This window comes from Methyloversatilis sp. XJ19-49 (assembly GCF_024580145.1).
In the GTDB taxonomy this organism is placed as follows: Bacteria; Pseudomonadota; Gammaproteobacteria; order Burkholderiales; family Rhodocyclaceae; genus Methyloversatilis.
Genome location: NZ_JANINI010000002.1, coordinates 130,853 through 149,246 on the forward strand (window position 1 = coordinate 130,853; position 18,394 = coordinate 149,246).

Consider the following 18,394-nt stretch of genomic DNA (forward strand, 5'->3'; position numbering starts at 1 on the left):
CTGTTGGCCTGACTGCGCTGAAGTCTGAGATATCGCATGCCGGGCTCCTTCGGTGTGAAAGTGCAGCGGGCGGAAATCCGGACATGGCGTGGGAGCGCACCAGGCCTTTCAGAAAGTGGCCTGTGACGCACCCGTCTGGATCATCATGGAAAGCCTGCGGCGGGCGCTCGATAGCGGTATCCGGTGCAGACTTGAACTTCAAGCGTAGATCGCGGCTGGTCAGAGTCAAGCATGTTGCATGCATGAACATCCATTTGCAGGGTGAATTACGGTGAATGAATTGCGACGTGGCGCGATGCGCCTCGTATTGATCAGCGGGATGTCCGGTTCCGGCAAGAGCGTGGCGCTCAATGTGCTGGAAGATGGCGGCTTCTTCTGCGTCGACAACCTCCCGGCACCCCTGCTGCCGCAGCTGGTCGGGCATCTGCGCGAAGCCGGCTACACCCGGGTGGCCATCGCGGTGGATGTGCGGTCCGGCAAGAGCATGGAAGCGTTGCCGCCGATGATGGGCGTGTTGCGCAACGGCACCCAGTTGCAGACGCTGTTTCTCGACGCGCGTGACGCCACGCTGATCGCGCGCTTTTCCGAAACTCGACGCCGCCATCCGCTCGGCGACGACCAGACCTCGCTCGGCGAGGCGATCCGGCGCGAACGCGAACTGCTGGCACCGATCGTCGAACTGGGTCATCGCATCGACACCAGCGACCTGCAGGCCTCGGTATTGCGCAAGTGGGTGCGCGACGTGGTCGAAGTCGACGAAGCGACCGGGCTGACGCTGATGTTCGAGTCGTTCGGCTTCAAGCACGGCATTCCGCTCGACGCCGATCTGGTGTTCGACGTGCGCTGCCTGCCCAATCCATATTACGACGTCGTGCTGCGACCGCAAAGCGGTCAGGACAAGCCTGTCATCGATTTCCTCGAAGGCCACGCAGAGGTGATCCGCATGCGCGACGACATCGCGCGCTTCGTGCGCGACTGGCTGCCCTGCTATGTGAAGGACAGCCGCAGCTATCTCACCGTGGCAATCGGCTGTACCGGTGGTCAGCATCGCTCCGTGTATATGGCGCAGTGGCTGGCCGAACACTTCCGCAGTGCGGCGCGCGTACTCGTGCGCCACCGCTCGCTGGCTTCGGCGCATAAATGAGGGCAGTGCGGCCAGGCGACTGGCTGGTCATCGCCGCCGGCCTGCTCGCCACCGCAGCCACCGCGGCGGCGCAATGGGGCCGCAGCCCACCCGCCATGGCGCAGGTCAGGCTGGACGGGCGCATCGTGGCCGAACTGCCGCTGAACGGGACGCATCGCATCGCCCTGGACGGCGCCCTCGCCGCGCGCGGCCAGACGGTGATCGAGGTAGAACCGGGCCGGGCGCGCATCGCGGCCGATCCGGGTCCGCGCCAGTACTGCGTTCAGCAGGGCTGGCTGACCCGCGCCGGCAGTGTCGCCGTGTGCGCACCCAGCCACATTTCGCTGCAACTGGTGGGCCCCGGCGGTGCGCATGACACGGTGGCATTCTGATGGCGCCGTCGGCCACGACGCTGCAGGTCGAGCCCAGCGCACGCGACCGCCGGCTGGCCCGTTACGCGGCGGCGGCAATCGTCGCGTCGCTGGTCGAGGCGGCGATTCCGAGCCCGCTGCCGGGCGTCAAGCCCGGTCTGGCGAACATCGTCATCCTGATCGTGCTGGCGCGCCACGGCTGGCGCGACGCGGCCTGGGTCAGTGTGCTGCGCGTGGTTGCCGGCAGCTTGCTCGCCGGCCAGTTTCTCGCGCCCGGATTCTTTCTGGCGGGTGCCGGCGCACTGGCCAGTCTGGCGGTGCTGGGCGCGCTGCAGGCGGTGTCCTGGCACTGGCTCGGCCCGGTCGGCCGCTCGGTCGCCGCGGCGTTTGCCCATATCGGTGCGCAACTGCTTCTGGCACGCCTGTGGCTGGTGCCGCATGACGGCCTGTTCAATCTGGCGCCGGTATTCTTCGGCGCCTCGCTGCTGTTCGGCATCCTCAACGGCATCGTCGCCGCCCGGCTGATGCAGGAGAAAGCATGATGAGTACCTCCCCCGCTGCACTGCCGACCGTCCTCGTCGCGTTGACCGGCGCCTCCGGCATGCCGTACGGCCTGCGTCTGATCGAATGCCTGCTGGGTGCCGGCTGCAAGGTATGGCTGGTCTATTCGCAAGTTGCACAGATCGTCGCCCGGCAGGAGATGGATCTGCTGCTGCCGGCCAATCCGGCGCAAGCCGCACGCGAACTGTCCGCGCGTTTCAATGCACCGCCCGGCCGGCTCGAAGTATTCGGTCGCGAGGACTGGAACTGCCCGCCCGCCTCCGGTTCGAACCCGCCCGACGCCATGGTGGTGTGCCCTTGCTCGATGGGTACGCTGGCCGCGATCGCCCACGGCCTGGCCTCGAGCCTGATCGAACGCGCCGCCGACGTCGTCATGAAGGAACGCCGCCAGCTCATCCTGGTGCCGCGCGAAACACCCTTCTCCACGCTGCACCTGGAGAACATGCTGAGCCTGTCGCGCAACGGCGCGGTCATCCTGCCGCCGTCGCCCGGCTTCTATCATCAGCCCCGGGGCATCGACGATCTGGTCGATTTCGTTGTCGCCCGCGTGCTCGATCAGCTGCGCGTGGCGCACGATCTGGTGCCGCGCTGGGGCGACGCGCCAACGGAGTAAAGCGCCCAGGGTCTGTTCTCATTTGATTCGTGCGTCACATGGCTGCACGCGTGAGGTACGAATCAAATGAGCACAGACCCCAAAGCGCTGTCACACGCCTGACATGGAAATGAAACAAGCTGCAGGGCTCGTTCGGTCGTCCCCAGTCGGCGACCGGGCACCACGGGAGCGAGCATATGAAAATGGACAGCCAGACGCTGGATGGCGACATCACCCTGATCCGGCTGGACGGCCGGCTCGACATCGAAGGCGCGCAGACGCTGGACCAGCCCTTCACCTATCTGACCAGCACGCACCAGGCGAAGATCGTCGTCGACCTGTCGGACGTCAGTTTCGTCGCCTCGATCGGCATCCGTACGCTGCTCGCGGGCGCGCGAGGCCAGGCCGCCCGCGGTGGCAAGCTGGTGCTGTTCGGTGCCCAGCCGATGGTGCTGCGCGTGCTGCAGACTGCCGGTGTCGATCAGTTGCTGACCTTGTGCACCGACCTCGACACCGCGCGCGCGGCACTCGACGCCTGAGCCCGCTCGACGTGCTTCCAGGGGGCGCCGATGCATAGCGCCCATGCGCGCCGCAGCCTGCGGCTGATCAACGACAGTGGCGCGATCTCCGCCGCCAGCGCCTGGCTGCGCACGCTGGGCGACAGTTTCGAGCTGGGCAGCGAGCTCACGTTCCGGCTCGATCTGTGCGTGTCGGAGCTAGTTGCCAATATCGTCAGCTATGCCTTCGAAGACGAGGCACCGCACACGCTGGCGCTCGATCTCATCCTCGAACCGCAGTCGGTCAAGCTGGTCATCGCCGACGACGGCTGCGAATTCGACCCGCTCGCGCTGCCCGATCCGGTCGCTCCGGCCACGCTGGAAGAAGCGAGCGTAGGCGGCCTGGGCGTGCATCTGGTGCGCCAGTTTGCCGATCAGGTGAGCTACGAGCGGGTCGGCGTGCGCAACCAGCTGACGCTCGCATGGACCCGCCCCGGCCGCGCCGGGCCGGCACAGGGCCGCGCGCCGATCCGCCGCGGCATCGAACGCCGGCGCCGTCCGGCCACGGCCTTCCCGCTGAACACCGGCGATGTCGCAGGCATTGCTGCAGATCGGCGCAGCGGTGGCGAGCGACGCGCACTCGGTTTCATTTCCCGCATCGAACTGTTCCGCGACGTGCCGTACGCACTGATCGAAGGTCTGCTCGCGCACTGTCCGCAGCGCGACTACCCGGACGAGTACGTCGTGCTGGCGCCCGGCGTATCGAACGAGCACGTGGCGCTGGTGCTGACCGGTCGGCTGCGCGTGCACCTCGATACGCCGCAGGGCGGCGATTACAGCGTGATCTCGGCGGGTGAGTGTGCCGGCGAGCTGTCCATCATCGACGGCGAACCCGCCTCGGCCTGGGTGGTGGCCGAGCCGGGTACCCGCCTGCTGCTGATCGATGCCCACCAGTTCTTTTCCGAACTGCTGCCGCTGCCGCGCGTCGCGCGCAATCTGCTGGGCATGATGGCGGCGCGCATGCGCAAGACCAATCAGCAGGTGATCGACCGCGTGCGCAACTCGATGGTGCTCGACCGGCTGCAGTCGGAGATGCGCACCGCGCAGGAAATCCAGACCGGCATGCTGCCGATGCGCTCGCCGCTGTTCCCCGAGCACTTCGAAATCGAGTGTGAAGCGACCATCCAGCAGGCGCGGGAGGTAGGCGGCGATTTTTTCGATGCCTTCTTCATCGACGAGAAGCGCCTGTTCGTGGCGATCGGCGACGTGTGCGGCAAAGGCATGCCGGCCGCGCTGCTGATGATGCGCACGCTGACCACGCTGCGCTCGGAAGCCGGCCGCAAACAGGGCCAGAAAGGCCATCTCGAACGCGTGATGGAGCGCATCAACCGCAAGCTGGCGCTGAACAATGACCGCCTGCTGTTCGCCAGCCTGTTCATCGGCCTGCTCGACACCGGCAACGGCAGCTTCCGCTTTGCCAATGCCGGTCACATGCGGCCGGTCATCGCGCGACAGGGCGAGCCGGCGTCGCTGCTCAAGGTACCGCGCAACCCGATCGCCGGCATCGATCCGGCGATCGATTACGCGCTCGGCGAAACCCGGCTGGCGCGCGGCGACCTGCTGCTGCTGTATACCGATGGCGTGACCGAGGCGGAGAACGAAGCCGCCGAGCAGTACGGCGAAGCGCGCCTGCTCGCCGCCGTCACCGGCGCGGCGAGCGGCGGCGCGCTGCAGACCATCGGCGCGGTGCGCGACGCCACGCGCACATTCTGCGGCGCGCATGCCCAGGCCGACGACATCACGCTGCTGGCGCTGCGCTTTCTCGGCCAGCCCTGAAGCTTGCCGCTGTAACCGTCGTGTCGCCGCTGCGTCATATCGCCTGAACACTTCGCACCTATCGTGAAGCTGACCCTTCACGGAGACCGACTGCATGCTTCAGGTCGATACCGCACGCGAGCGGCGTGCCCAGCGCAATCTCAGCGTGACGCTGGCAAATTGCGAATCCGAAATCCTGGCGGCGCAGAAACTGCGCTGGCGCGTGTTTGCCGAGGAACTCGGCGCACGGCTCGACACGCCGACGCACGGCGTGGACAGCGACCGCTTCGATCCGCACTGCGACCACCTCATCGTGCGCGATGACGACAACGGCCGCATCGTCGGCTGTTACCGCATCCTGGCGCCCGACGCGGCACGTCGCACCGGCGGCTACTACTCGGAAACCGAATTCGACCTCGGGCGGCTCGACCACCTGCGCTCGCAAATCGTCGAGATCGGCCGCTCCTGCATCGACCCGGACTACCGCAGCAACGCCGCGGTGATCGCGCTGCTGTGGTCCGGCCTCGCGCGCTATCTGCTCGACGGCGGCTACCAATACCTGATCGGCTGCGCCAGCATCAGCATGGCCGACGGCGGTCACAACGCGGCGGCGATCTTCAACAGCCTGAGCGAGCGCATGGCCCCTCCCGAGTACCGCGTGTTCCCGAAGGTGCGCCTGCCGCTGGAACGACTGACACCGCACCCGGCCTGCGTCGTGCCGCCGCTGGTCAAGGGCTATCTGCGCGCAGGTGCCGACGTGTGCGGCGAACCGGCCTGGGACCCGGACTTCAATACCGCCGATCTGCCGCTGCTGCTCACCCTGTCACGGCTGGACGCGCGCTATGCCAGGCACTTCGTGCAGCGCGCTGCCTGAGCCGGGCACCCTCGTCGAACCATCGGGCAAACCATCAGGCAGAATGCGAGGACACGCGCCATGTCACTGATCGATATCTCAGCCGACTTCTTCGACGCATCTGCCTTGACCTTCGAAAGCCCGCCTGCCCGTCAGCCCGTCAGCAACGCCTCCGACCGCGGCCTGCGTGCAGGGCTTCGCATGAGCTGGCGCATTTCGCGTCTGGCTGTGCATCTAGCCGACGGCTGCGCCCGCGTGGCGCTGATCTACCCGCTGGTGTCGGCGCGCACGCAACGCAAGATCAAGGCGCAGTGGTCACGCCGCCTGCTGCGCGTGCTCGGCGTCGAACTGCAGGCTGGCGGACCGTTGCCGCGTCCGGGCCAGCTGCTGGTGAGCAATCACATTTCGTGGGTCGACGTGTTCGTCATCAATGCGATTTCGCCGCTCGGCTTCGTCTGCAAGGACGAAATCCGCAGCTGGCCGGTACTGGGCTGGCTGGTCGCGCGCAATGAAACGGTGTTCATCCGGCGCACCAGCCGCAACTCCGCGGCCGAGGTACGCAACACGCTGGTCAGCGCATTGAGCTGCGGCCGCAGCGTCATGGTGTTTCCGGAAGGCACGACGACCGACGGGCGCAGCGTGCTGCCGTTTCGCGCCGCGATGTTCCAGGCGGCGATCGACGCCGGCCGCGCGGTCAAGCCGGTCCGCCTGCGCTACCTGGACGCACACGGCGAGCTGTCCGAAGCCGCCCTGTACATCGGCGACACCACCTTCTGGCAGTCGGTGTGCCGGCTCGCGCGCGCACCGCGCACCGTGGCACAGGTCGAATTGCTGCCGTCGCTGCCCACGCACGGCCATACACGCCAGCATCTGGCCCGCACCACGCACGCCACGGTGTCCGGTCTCGAAGCCCCGGCCGCTGACAACGATCCGGCCGAACCCGCACACTGACGTTTCGCCGGGCGCCGCAGGGCGGCGCCCGGTCTATACTCGGCAAGCCTGCCAGAACGGATGACCGCCCGGTCGTCGGGCAGCGCCGGAGCCAGCCGTTGAAGATCTTCCTGTCCTACGCGTCGGAAATCCGCACGCGTGCCGAAGGCGTGAATGCTGCGCTGCAGGCCGCCGGACACGACGTGTTCTTCGACCGCGACGACCTGCCGGCCGGCCTGAACTACGACGACCGCATCCGCAGCGCCATCGAAAGCAGCGACCTGTTCGTGTTCCTGCTGTCGCCGGCAGCGGTCGCCGAAGGCCACTACACCCGCACCGAACTCAAGATCGCCCGCCGCTGCTGGCCGGACCCGGCCGGCCACGTGCTGCCGGTCATGGCGGAAGCGACGCCGTTCAGCGCCCTGCCGCCCTATCTGGGCTCGGTCACCGTACTGGTGCCGGAAGGCAATCTGGCGGCCGAGGTCGTGCTGGCGGTGGCCGACATCGAGCGGCTGCCGTCCCCTGCACCGGTTGACCCCGCGGACGCGGTCCCGCCCGACATGCCCGACGCCGCACCCACCTATGCCTCGCTGAAGGTGCGCTTTTCCTATGCCGAGGCCGGCCGCTACACGGTGGACATCAACAGCCCGCCGTCGGCCGACGGATTCAGCGGCGACTGCGCAATCGATGCACCGGCGATCGAGGACGCGATGCGCGGCGCACCGGTCGGTGACACGCTGCGGCGCCCGCCCGGCGCACTTGCCCACAATGGCCTGCCCACGGCCGCACAGGCGCGCGACGCCGGCACCCTGCTGTACAAGGCGCTGTTCGGACCGACCCTGCGGCCGGGCATCGAACAAAGCCTGCGCGCCATCGATCCGCAGCAGGGCAAGGGCCTGCGCTTCGTCATCGACACCACCGACACGCCGGAACTGGGCCGCCTGCCCTGGGAATTCCTTTACAGCCCGGATAAGGACGACTTCCTGTTCTCCGACCGGATGAAGCCTGTGGTGCGCTGGCTCGACGTCGACGAACCCACGCCGACGCTGAGCATTTCTCCGCCGCTGCGCGTGCTGATCGCATTCGCCGCTCCGGGCGGTCTGGCGCCATTGAGCATCGGCGACGAACTGGCGCGGCTCGACCAGGCACTGGCGCCGCTGACCAAGCGCGGCCTGATCGGCATCACGCGGCTGGAGAACGCCACCCTGGAGCGGCTGGACGAGGCGCTGCTGACAGTGCGCCCGCACGTGCTGCATTTCATCGGCCACGGGGACTTCAACGGCGGCGATGGTCTGCTGCTGCTGGAAAGCGACACGCCGGACCGCGCCCCCGACCCGCTCACCGGGCGCCGGCTCGGCGTGCTGTTGCGCAATCATCTGGCCAATCTGCGGCTGGTGTTCCTGAACAGCTGCATGGGTGGCGCGGTGTCGCCGGTCGATCCGTTCGGCGGTATCGCGCAGACGCTGATCCGGCGCGGCGTGCCGGCGGTCATCGCGATGCAGTTCGCGATTCCGGACAAGGCCGCGGTCGAGCTGTCGCGCCACTTCTATCGCTACCTCGCCGCCGGCCAGCCGGTAGATGCCGCACTGACCTCGGCACGCGCCTTCCTGTTCGCCCGCGGTCACGAGGTCGAGTGGGGCGCACCGGCGCTGCACATGCGCTCGCCGGATGGGCAGCTGTTCGCGATTGCCACCCCCGCTGCGCCGGCCGTTGCTCCGCCCGCCATCCCGGTAGCCCTGCCCGCCGCCGAACCGGAGGCGGTCATCCGTGAATCGACCGCGGCAGACCTCGCTGCACCGTCAGTCGCGCCCGGACTTGCGCCGACCGCGCCGGCCCTCGAGCCCGAGCCTGCGCCCGCGACGGCACCGATCGCCGCACGTTCGTCCCGTACCCTGCTGTATGGCGCGCTGATCGCGCTGCTGGTGCTGGTGATCGGGGTCGTCCTGTTAACATTCAGCGCCTCCGATCACGCCCCCTCTCCGGGCGAGCTGGCCGGCGCAGCGCCGGCGGCCAGACCGGTCGCACCCTCGGAAACACCGGCGGAGCGCGCCCGCCTTGCGGTCGCCCGGGCCGTCGCGCAACTGGAGGCCGGCGACGATGTCGCGGCAGTGGCCACCCTGCAGGCACTGCAGCAGCTCGATCCGGGCGCGCTCGACGCGGCGTCGCTCGGTGCTGATGCACAACGCCTGAGTGCTCTGCTGTGGGACGCGGCGCAGCGCGCCGCAGACCCTGCGCAGGGCACGCTGCTCGGTCAATTGTCGGCGTCGGTGGGTAATGTGGCGGCCAGTGCAGGTGAGCCTCCCGATCTCGCCGTCCACAGCGAGGTCGAACCTGCGGCCGGCACCGATCGGGACGAAGCGCTGTACACCGTGCGCCGCGGCGACACGCTGGAGGGCATCGCGAAGCGGCTGCTCGGTGACGCTCGGGAATGGACGTTCATCCTCGAACGCCACAATGCCGCCAGCAGGGTGATGTCCGGACTGCGCCTGATCAAGGACCCCGATTTCCTGCTGGCCGGCGAGTATCTGGCTGTGCCGGTGACCGAAGACGATGCCGGCTTGCCCGGCTGGCCCTACCACGTGCAGCGTGGCGATTCGCTGTGGGGCATCTCAACGCGCATGTACGGCGAGGGTCGGCTCTGGCCGCGCATTGCGGACGCAAACGCGGACCTTGTGCCCGACCCCTCACGCCTTCAGCCCGGTCTTCGGCTGTTCGTCCCCGCCCCTGCGCGCTGAGCCCGTCACCCCGTTGACCCCGATCAAAGGCCGTACGCAGCGGGCGCGTACTGTGGAACTGACGCGCAACATCCATGCTGCGCGCGGCTTTCAGGGGGAAGATTGATGATTCAGTATGTAACGGGCGACATTCTGCTGAGCCAGGCTCAGGTCATTGCGCACGGCATCGCGCCGCAGGAACACTTCGACCACGGTCTCGCGCTGGCGCTGCGCGAGCGCTGGCCATCGATGGCGCGCGACTACCGGCATGCACAGCGCGGTCAGCATCTGGATGCCGGCACGGTATGGTCCTGGGCCGGTGTGGACAGCGATGGCAGCACACGCACCATCCTCAATCTGCTGACCCAGAAAATGGTGGGTGAAGGTCCGGCTGCACGACCCGGCAAGGCCACGCTTGAAACGGTCAACCATGCGCTGAAGGCACTGGCGCGTTACGCGGGCTCCACCAGCGTCGCCAGCATCGCACTGCCGCGACTGGCCACCGGCGTCGGCGGCATGGACTGGGCCGACGTGAAGCCGCTGGTCGAACAGCATCTGAGACCGCTGGGCATCCCGGTCATCGTCTATGAAACCTATCATCAGGGCGTGGCGGCGAACGAACGGCTGAACTGAGCCGGCGCTACAAGCGGTCGAGATTGTCCAGCATGTCGGCCGCGCGGTTGCGGAGCGCGTCGCGCTCCGCATCGCCGATGCGCTGCAGGTTCTTCACCATCAGCGCGGTGCGCGGATTGCCGGCAAAGGCCGCCTCGTGACGATCGAGGAAATGCCAGTACAGCGTGGTGACCGGACAGGCGCGCTCGCCGGTGCGTTCGGTCGGCTTGTAACGACAGCCGTCACAGTAATTGCTCATGCGCTGGATGTAGGCGCCGCTCGCCACATACGGTTTGCTGGTGAAACGGCCGCCATTGGCGTACAGCGTCATGCCGGCGACGTTCGGCAGTTCGACCCACTCGACGGCATCGACATACACCGCCAGATACCAGTCCTCGACCTGCTGCGGTTCGATCTCCGCCAGCAGGGCGAACTGTCCGGTCACCATGAGCCGCTGGATGTGATGCGCGTAGCCGTATTGCAGCGTCTGGCCGATGGCTGCACGCATGCACTGCATGTGGGTATCGCCGGTCCAGTACCAGCGCGGCAGCGCGCGCGCGTGGCCGAAATGGTTGGCTTCGCGCAGGCCTGGCATGTCGAGCCAGTACGTGCCGCGGATGAATTCGCGCCAGCCCAGCACCTGACGCACGAAGCCCTCGACCGACTGCAGCGGCAACCGGTGCCGGCGCATCGCCTCGACCGCCGCCGCGATCACTTCGCGCGGATTGATCAGCTTCAGGTTCATCGCCGCGCTGATGCGGGCGTGCCACAGCCAGGGCTGGCCGGTCCACATCGCGTCCTGATGGTGGCCGAACAGTTCGAGCCGATGCTCGACGAAATCGTGCAGGGCGGCCAGCGCGTCTGCGCGGGTGACCGGCCAGTCGAAGTGTGCCGTCGAGCCCGGGTGATCGGCAAACCGTACTTCGACCAGATCGATCACGTCGCGTGTCACGTGATCGGGCGCAAAGGCGAGCGGTGCCGGCACGAGACCGGGGCCGCGCTTGCCGAAGCCTGCGCGATTGTCGGCGTCGAAATTCCAGCGCCCGCCCGCCGGCTCGCCGCCCTCCATCAGCACGGCGTGGCGCTCGCGCATGTGGCGGTAGAAGAACTCCATGCGCGGCTGCTTGTACTTGCGCGCCCAGTCGGCGAAACCCTGGCGCGACATCATGAAGTGCAGGTCGTCGCGCATATCGAGCGTCGTCACGCCATCGGAACACAACGCGCGGATCGCCTTTTCCAGCCGCCATTCGCCGGGCTCGACCAGTATCAGCTTGCGCGGACTGTGCTGCGCGAGGCGTGCCGCGAGGATGTCGACCAGCGCCGCTTCGGCGTCGTCGCCGAGCGCGCGGTAATCCACTGTCCAGCCGCGCGCGCGCAAGTCCTGCGCGAAGTGCCGCATGGCCGACAGGAACAGCGCGCTGCGCGCCTTGTGGCTCCAGACGTGGGTCGATTCGCCAACCGCCTCGATCATCAACACGGCATCGCACGCCGGGTCGAAACCTTCGAAGGCGGCGGAATCCGCATCGAGCTGGTCGCCCAGCACCAGTATCAGATGACGCAGTTCAGCCATGCGGCACACCCTTGCGACGGCAGCCATCGGAGCAGTACTTCACCTGTTCCCAGTTCTTCGCCCAGGACTTGCGCCAGGTCATTTCGCGACCGCAGGCGGCGCACGGCCGGCTGGGCAGCGACTGCTTGTTGCCTTTGAAACGAACGGTCATGGCGCGCGGGATTGACAAGACGACATGAGGACCGGCTTCGCGCCGACGGGTTTCACGACGCGACGGATTTATTTGAAACGCTCCGCGGCCGCACAATCGGGACTGCACAGATCGCTCAGCGCAGCCGCGCCCGCATGTCGGATGTGGCGACCACGCTGCCATCCTGATCGACGCGCAGCGCGTGACTGACGCCCATGCGCGCGGCCAGCGCCTGCCAGTGGTCGCGTCCGGCGATGAACAGCGGCTTGCTGTCTGCGTCCGAGCGCGCACCGGCACCGGGCGCGGCCGGGATCAGCACGGTCAGCGACTGCGTGTGGCGCACCGGCTGGCCGTCGCGCGGATCGATCAGGTGGCACAGCCGCTCGCCATCAAGTTCGAAGTAGCGCTGGTAGTCACCCGAGGTGCCGATGGCTTCGCCGTCGCGCAGCTCGACGCTGGCCAGCGCCTCGGACTTGCGCGGGTGCTGGATACCGACTCGCCAGGGCTGGTCACCCTTGCGCCCCAGCGCCATCACGTTGCCGCCGATATTGATCAGCGCATTGCGAACACCGCGCGCGCGCAGCAGGGCGGCCGCGCGGTCGAGCGCATAACCCTTGGCATAGCCGCCCAGGTCGAACTGCACCGCGGTGTTGCGGCTGCTCAGGCGATGGCCGCCGTCCGACCCGGCGTCAATGTCAACATCGGCCATGCGCGGTCGCGCTGCGATCAACGCAGACAGCGTCGCTGCGTCGGGCCGCCTCGGCAGGAACTCGTCGGCATGGAAACCCCAGGCGGCGATCAGCGCACCGGCAGCCGGATTGAACAGGTCCTCGCCGCGCAGCGCCGTGGCCTTTGCATCGGCCAGCAACTGCGCCATTTCGTCATCGATATCGGCGGGCTGGCCGGCGGCAATGGCCGCGTTGATGCGCGTCAGCTCCGACGGCTGCCAGGCGTGCAGCAGGCGGTGCAGGCGGTCGAATTCGCGCAGTACCTCGCCCAGCGCGTCACGCGCCTGCGCACGGTCGACGCCGTAGACGACGACTTCGACCCGGGTACCGAACACAAAGGATTCCTGCCGCTCCACCTGCTCGCGCGCGCAGCCCGCGAGCAGGCCGCACAGCCACAGCAGCGCGAAGAAAGCGCTAGCGCGTTGCCGCACGTTCGAGCGCGTCGACGAACATCGCAGCGACATCGAAGCCTGTCTGTTCGGTGATTTCCACGAAACAGGTCGGGCTGGTGACATTGATTTCCGTCAGCCGGTCGCCGATCACGTCCAGCCCGACCAGCAGCAGGCCGCGTGCGGCGAGCACCGGACCGAGCGCGCGGGCGATCCGCCAGTCGGCTTCGGACAGCGGCTGCGCCACGCCGCGCCCGCCGACCGCCAGATTGCCGCGCGTCTCACCCGCCTTCGGGATGCGTGCGAGGCAGAACGGCACCGGCTCGCCGTCGATCAGCAGAATGCGCTTGTCGCCCTGTGCGATATCCGGGATGAAGCGCTGCGCCATCAGCGTGTCGCTGCCGTCGCCGGTCAGCGTTTCGATGATGACATTGCGGTTCGGGTCGTCGGCGCGCACGCGGAAGATGCGCGAACCGCCCATGCCGTCGAGCGGTTTCAGGATGCTGTCGCGATGCAGGTCGATGAAGGCATTGATCGCCGCCACATCGCGCGTGACCAGCGTCGGCGTGATCAGGTCGGGAAACTCGCAGATCGACACCTTTTCCGAGTGGTCACGCACCGCGCGCGGATGGTTGAACACGCGGGCGCCGCCGGCCGCGGCGCGCTCGAGCATCCATGTGGCGGTGATGTATTCGAAGTCGAACGGCGGGTCCTGGCGCATCAACACGGCATCGAAGTCTCGCAGCACGCGCGTCCGGACTTCGGCGGCGCTGTACCAGGGCTTGTCGCCTTGCGCGAGATCGATGCGCAGGGCGCTCGCCGACAGCTCGCTGCCGGACAGGCTCAGCACCTCGCGCTGCACGGTCCAGATTTCGTGGCCGCGCCGCGCTGCCTCGCGCATCATGGCGATGCTGGAATCCTTGACCGGCTTGAGCGCGTCGAGCGGATCGACGATGAAGGCGAATTGCATGATCAGCCGCGCAGTTCCGCTTCGACGGCTTCGTCGTGGCCGTCGAGCGGCAGGGCGCGGTCGAGTTCGATGCTGGCCGCCAGCAGCGCAAGACGTGCCACCACACCATACGCGTAGAACCGGTTCGGCGGCGCATCCGGCTCGCAGCCCGGATCGGGCATCGTGCAGCAGGATTCGAACGCAAGCGGCTTGAAGTGCATGCCGGGCGCGTTCAGGTTCTCGTCGCGACCGCGCTCGGCATGCACGCGGTAGAAACCCCCGACGACATAGCGGTCCATCATGTACACCACCGGTTCGGCGACGCCGCCATCCACTGTCTCGAAAGTGGGCACGCCTTCCTGTATCAGCACGGAACTGACTTCCATGCCTTCCTTGATGACCGCCATCTTGTTGCGCTGCTTGCGGTTCAGGCCGACGATTTCGGACGGGTCGCGCACCGTCATGATGCCCATGCCGTAGGTACCGGCATCCGCCTTCACGATGACGAAGGGGTCATGATCGATGCTGTGCTGGGCGTACTTGTCGCGGATGCGCGCCAGCAGCGCGCCGACCCGCGTCGCCAGACACTCTTCGCCGCTGCGCTCATGGAAGTTGATGTCGTGACATACATCGAACATCGGATCGATGAGCCAGGGGTCGATGTCCATGACCGACGCAAAGCTGCGCGACACCTCGCTGTAGGCTTCGAAGTGCTGCGACTTGCGACGGGTCGTCCAGCCGGCATGCAGCGGCGGAATGACTGTCTGCTCGTGCACGTTCTGCAGCACCTCGGGCACGCCAGCCGACAGGTCGTTGTTGAGCAGGATGGCGCACGGATCGAAACCTTCGACGCCGATGCGCCGCCCGCCCGGCAGGCGGATCAGCGGTTCGAGCAGCAGACTCTGACCGTCGCCGAGGTCCAGCGTGGTCGGCTCCGTGATGTCCGGCAGCACGCTGCCGATGCGTACGTGCAGCCCGGCCAGCTTGAGAATGTGCGCGAGCCGGGCCACATTGCGCAGGTAGAACAGGTTGCGGGTGTGATTTTCGGGCACCAGCAAGAGGTTGCGCGCTTCCGGACACAGCTTCTCTATCGCCGTCATCGTCGCCTGCACGCACAGCGGCAGAAAGGCGGCGTTGAGGTTGTTGAAGCCGCCGGGAAACAGATTGGTGTCGACCGGCGCCAGCTTGAAGCCGGCATTGCGCAAGTCAACCGAGGCATAAAAGGGCGGCGAGTGCTCCAGCCACTGCGACCGGAACCACTGTTCGATGTCGGTCTGGCGTTCCAGGAAACAGCGTTCCAGCGCGAGCAGCGGGCCGGTGAGCGCGGTGGTCAGATGAGGCACCATGGGCGTTGGGCGGTCGCGATCCGCAATGAAATTCAGGCCGCGAATTGTACCCCCGCAGCCCCCCTGTCACCTCGGGAGCGCGCCGACCCGGACGGCTGCCCGGTGCGCTCCGGTACAATCCCGCCTCTTGCGCATCCGCGCGTTCAACTTTCCGTGAGTGCCATGCTGTCCGCTTCCAACATCACCATGCAGTTCGGTGCCAAGCCGCTGTTCGACAACGTCAGCATCAAGTTCGGCGGCGGCTTCCGCTACGGGCTGATCGGCGCCAATGGCGCCGGCAAGTCGACCTTCATGAAGATCCTCGCCGGCGTGCTCGAACCGACCGCCGGCAACGTCGTGCTCGATCCGCACGAGCGCATGGCCTTCCTGCGTCAGGACCAGTTCGCCTTCGAAGACCTGCGGGTGATCGACGTGGTCATGATGGGTCATGCCGAAATGTGGGCCTGCATGCAGGAAAAGGACGCCCTCTACGCGAACCCGGACGCGACCGAAGAAGACTACATGCGCGCCGCCGAACTCGAAGGCGAGTTCGCCGAATACGACGGCTACACCGCCGAGGCGCGCGCCGGCGAGTTGCTGCTCGGTGTCGGCATCCCGACCGAACAGCACACCGGACCGATGCGCGAAGTCGCACCCGGCTGGAAACTGCGCGTGCTGCTGTGCCAGGCGCTGTTCGCCAACCCGGATGTGCTGCTGCTCGACGAACCGACCAACAATCTGGACATCAACACCATTCGCTGGCTCGAACACGTGCTGAACGAGCGCAACAGCACGATGATCATCATCAGCCACGACCGTCACTTCCTGAACCAGGTGTGCACCCACATGGCCGATCTGGACTACGCGACCATCCGCGTCTATCCGGGCACCTGGGACGACTACATCGAGGCGTCCACGCAGGCGCGCGAGCGCGTTGCCGCGGCGAACGCCAAGGCGAAGGAACGCGTGGCCGACCTGCAGAACTTCGTGCGTCGCTTCTCGGCCAATGCATCAAAGTCCAAGCAGGCCACATCGCGCCTGAAGATGATCGACAAGATCAAGATCGAGGAATTCAAGCCGAGCTCACGCCAGTATCCCTGGATACGTTTCGAGTACGACCCGAAGGAAAAGCTGCATCGTCAGGCGGTCGAGCTGGAAAACGTGGTGTTCGGCTACGACGGCGGCCCGCAGATACTGAAAGGCTTCACCGCCACCTTCGACGGCGGCGACCGCGTCGCCATCATCGGCGAGAACGGTGTCGGCAAGACCACCTTCCTCAAGCTGCTGGTGGGCGAGCTGGCGCCGCAGCACGGCGCGATCAAGTGGGCGGAGAAGGCCCGGCTGGGCTATTTCGCCCAGGACCATTCGGCCGATTTCGACAGCGACCTGAATCTGACCGACTGGATCAGCGGCTACGTGCGCGAAGGCGGTTACGAGGGTGATGACGCAATCACGCTGATCCGCGGCACGCTCGGCCGGCTGCTGTTCGGCGGCGAAGACGTGAAGAAGAAGGTGCGCGTGCTGTCCGGCGGCGAACAGGGACGCATGATGTTCGGACGGCTGATGCTGCAGCGGAAGAACGTGCTGCTGCTCGACGAGCCGACCAATCACATGGATATGGAATCGATCGAATCGCTGAACGCCGGTCTGGACGCTTTCGAAGGCACGCTGTTCTTCGTGTCGCACGATCGCGCCTTCGTATCGACGCTGGCCACGCGCGTGCTGGAAATGCGCGCCGACGGACAGATCACCGATTACCGCGGCGGATACGAGGAATACCTCGCCAGCCAGGGCATCGAAGATTGAGCGCCGACGCGTCGAGCGCTGGCGAACACAAGCCCGATTGCCCGATCTGCGGCGACGCGCCGGGCCATCACTGGCTGTGGCGCGACGAACGGCTGCGCATCATCGATGCACGCGATGCCGACCATCCGGCCTTCCTGCGCGTGATCTGGAATGCGCATGTGCGCGAAATGACCGATCTGACCGACGCCGACCGCCAGCACCTGATGGAGGTCCTGTGGCAGGTCGAGCGCGCCGTGCGCGAAATCGCCCAGCCGGACAAGATCAATCTGGGCAGCCTCGGCAACATGGTGCCGCACCTGCACTGGCACGTCATCGCACGCTGGCCGGACGACGCGCATTTTCCGGGGTCGGTCTGGAGTGCGAAGCAGCGCGAAGGCGCGGCCCGCCCGCGGATACCCGCCGCGTTGTGGCGCGCCACGCTGCTGGCGCGGCTGGGGCTGCCGGCGGTAGCGGTGACGCCCGAGCTGGTCACGGCCTACGAACACACCGCGTATGCGGCCGACCTGCCCGGCGGTCCGGCCACGCTGCGCATCGGCACGCCTGAACCACTGCTCGAGCACTGGCTGACCGAACACGGACAGACCCGCTGGGCAGTCATTTCCGCCGCCAATCCGTGGTCGTCGCGCTGCGAAAAGGATGCCAACCACGCCGCGCACACCGCCTTGCGTGCGCTGCTGGTGCAGCGCGGCCTGCCGGTGTGCGAAGCAATGAACTGGCCTGACGACGGAGTCGCCGGCTGGACCGAACCGGCGCTGATGTGCGCCGGGCTCAGCCCGGAGGAAGCGCTGCGAATAGGCGCCGCATTCGGACAAAACGCGGTGTTGTGCGGTGAAGCGGGCGAATCGACACAGATCATGTGGTGCGTGCGCCAGCGGGACCGTTGACCCGCCGCGCGGACAGCGCCGCTCAGTAGCCTTTGGGACTGTAGCTGGGCCCGCTGTCCGGTGTCTCCGCCGGACGGGTGCGCGCGACATGCCAGGTGCCGCCCAGACCGTCGCCGCCGGCTTGTCCGGGTTTTGCGTCGCCCACGAAATAGTACAGCGGCCTGCCGCGATGCGCCCACTGCAGGCTGCCGTCGGCGCGACGCAACAGCGGGAATGCCGGTTTCGCCGACGCATCGGGCGACGCGGAAAAAGGCGGCCACTGCACGGCGCACTCATCCTTGCAGGCGCTGACACCCGCGCTGTCTCGATCGAACGTATACAGCACCCGGCCGGCCGGGTCGGTGAGCCGTCCGTCCGCGCCCTCGACCGGCTGCGCCAGCACAGCCCGGCAGCACGCCACGGTGACGATACACAGCAGGTATCTGGATAACATGTCGATCTCCTGTTCGGTGACTCAGCGCAGACAGCGCGCACACGCAGATTGATGTAACGCAATCGGTCAAAAAAAGCGTGCGATCAAGCCGGGTGCGCACACGCAAACATCG

General features: G+C 67.0%; 18 protein-coding genes. 12 read left to right on the forward strand and 6 right to left on the reverse strand.

What is annotated here, in order from left to right:
* Positions 1–295: 295 nt before the first annotated feature.
* The 10 genes from rapZ (at position 296) to NMQ16_RS03245 (ending at position 10,089) form a co-directional block, all read left to right on the forward strand.
* Entirely contained in the window at positions 296–1,144 is an 849-nt protein-coding gene (gene rapZ, locus NMQ16_RS03200; RefSeq protein WP_257079297.1) for an RNase adapter RapZ, read from the forward strand.
* Positions 1,141–1,515 carry a NusG domain II-containing protein gene (locus NMQ16_RS03205; protein ID WP_257079032.1) on the forward strand — a complete coding sequence of 125 codons (375 nt, stop codon included), beginning with the start codon at positions 1,141–1,143 and terminating at the stop codon, positions 1,513–1,515. The genes rapZ and NMQ16_RS03205 overlap by 4 nt, the downstream gene beginning before the upstream one ends.
* Positions 1,515–2,036 carry a Gx transporter family protein gene (locus NMQ16_RS03210; protein WP_257079033.1) on the forward strand — a complete coding sequence of 174 codons (522 nt, stop codon included), beginning with the start codon at positions 1,515–1,517 and terminating at the stop codon, positions 2,034–2,036. Before NMQ16_RS03205 ends, NMQ16_RS03210 begins: the two co-directional genes overlap by 1 nt.
* On the forward strand, positions 2,036–2,668 hold the full coding sequence (locus NMQ16_RS03215; protein WP_257079034.1) for a flavin prenyltransferase UbiX: 633 nt from the start codon (positions 2,036–2,038) through the stop codon (positions 2,666–2,668). Before NMQ16_RS03210 ends, NMQ16_RS03215 begins: the two co-directional genes overlap by 1 nt.
* Before the next feature lie 176 nt (positions 2,669–2,844).
* Positions 2,845–3,186 carry an STAS domain-containing protein gene (locus NMQ16_RS03220; protein ID WP_257079035.1) on the forward strand — a complete coding sequence of 114 codons (342 nt, stop codon included), beginning with the start codon at positions 2,845–2,847 and terminating at the stop codon, positions 3,184–3,186.
* A gap of 30 nt (positions 3,187–3,216) precedes the next feature.
* Positions 3,217–4,980, forward strand: coding sequence for a SpoIIE family protein phosphatase (locus tag NMQ16_RS03225; protein WP_257079036.1), 1,764 nt, complete (start codon positions 3,217–3,219; stop codon positions 4,978–4,980).
* Positions 4,981–5,074: 94 nt separating this feature from the next.
* Entirely contained in the window at positions 5,075–5,833 is a 759-nt protein-coding gene (locus NMQ16_RS03230; protein ID WP_257079037.1) for a GNAT family N-acetyltransferase, read from the forward strand.
* 60 nt (positions 5,834–5,893) lie between these two features.
* Complete coding sequence (locus NMQ16_RS03235) at positions 5,894–6,763, forward strand: 1-acyl-sn-glycerol-3-phosphate acyltransferase (protein WP_257079038.1); 870 nt, start codon at positions 5,894–5,896, stop codon at positions 6,761–6,763.
* Positions 6,764–6,861: 98 nt separating this feature from the next.
* Positions 6,862–9,477, forward strand: coding sequence for a CHAT domain-containing protein (locus NMQ16_RS03240; RefSeq protein WP_257079039.1), 2,616 nt, complete (start codon positions 6,862–6,864; stop codon positions 9,475–9,477).
* Between the two features lie 105 nt (positions 9,478–9,582).
* On the forward strand, positions 9,583–10,089 hold the full coding sequence (locus tag NMQ16_RS03245; RefSeq protein ID WP_257079040.1) for a macro domain-containing protein: 507 nt from the start codon (positions 9,583–9,585) through the stop codon (positions 10,087–10,089).
* 7 nt (positions 10,090–10,096) lie between these two features.
* Here NMQ16_RS03245 and NMQ16_RS03250 read toward each other — a convergent pair whose 3' ends face one another.
* The 5 genes from NMQ16_RS03250 to gshA all read right to left on the reverse strand — a co-directional run bounded on the left by NMQ16_RS03250 (position 10,097) and on the right by gshA (position 15,180).
* Complete coding sequence (locus NMQ16_RS03250; RefSeq protein WP_257079041.1) at positions 10,097–11,638, reverse strand: cryptochrome/photolyase family protein; 1,542 nt, start codon at positions 11,636–11,638, stop codon at positions 10,097–10,099.
* Positions 11,631–11,789 (reverse strand): DUF2256 domain-containing protein, encoded by a 159-nt coding sequence (locus NMQ16_RS03255; protein ID WP_257079042.1) that lies wholly within the window; start codon positions 11,787–11,789, stop codon positions 11,631–11,633. The genes NMQ16_RS03250 and NMQ16_RS03255 overlap by 8 nt, the downstream gene beginning before the upstream one ends.
* Positions 11,790–11,904: 115 nt before the next feature.
* A complete protein-coding gene (locus NMQ16_RS03260) occupies positions 11,905–12,927 on the reverse strand; it encodes an FAD:protein FMN transferase (protein WP_257079044.1) in 1,023 nt (340 codons plus the stop codon).
* Entirely contained in the window at positions 12,911–13,855 is a 945-nt protein-coding gene (gshB, locus tag NMQ16_RS03265; RefSeq protein ID WP_373566745.1) for a glutathione synthase, read from the reverse strand. Before gshB ends, NMQ16_RS03260 begins: the two co-directional genes overlap by 17 nt.
* 2 nt (positions 13,856–13,857) lie before the next feature.
* Entirely contained in the window at positions 13,858–15,180 is a 1,323-nt protein-coding gene (gene gshA, locus NMQ16_RS03270; RefSeq protein WP_257079046.1) for a glutamate--cysteine ligase, read from the reverse strand.
* A 162-nt stretch (positions 15,181–15,342) separates the two neighbouring features.
* Between gshA and NMQ16_RS03275 the strand changes: the two genes are divergently transcribed.
* Together NMQ16_RS03275 and NMQ16_RS03280 are read left to right on the forward strand one after the other, a co-directional pair.
* Positions 15,343–16,965 (forward strand): ABC-F family ATPase, encoded by a 1,623-nt coding sequence (locus tag NMQ16_RS03275; RefSeq protein ID WP_257079048.1) that lies wholly within the window; start codon positions 15,343–15,345, stop codon positions 16,963–16,965.
* Positions 16,962–17,849, forward strand: a complete 888-nt coding sequence (locus NMQ16_RS03280; RefSeq protein ID WP_257079050.1) for a DUF3293 domain-containing protein — start codon at positions 16,962–16,964, stop codon at positions 17,847–17,849. The genes NMQ16_RS03275 and NMQ16_RS03280 overlap by 4 nt, the downstream gene beginning before the upstream one ends.
* A gap of 22 nt (positions 17,850–17,871) precedes the next feature.
* Here the strand turns inward: NMQ16_RS03280 and NMQ16_RS03285 are convergent, their stop codons facing one another.
* A complete protein-coding gene (locus NMQ16_RS03285) occupies positions 17,872–18,282 on the reverse strand; it encodes a hypothetical protein (protein ID WP_257079051.1) in 411 nt (136 codons plus the stop codon).
* Positions 18,283–18,394: the final 112 nt, after the last annotated feature.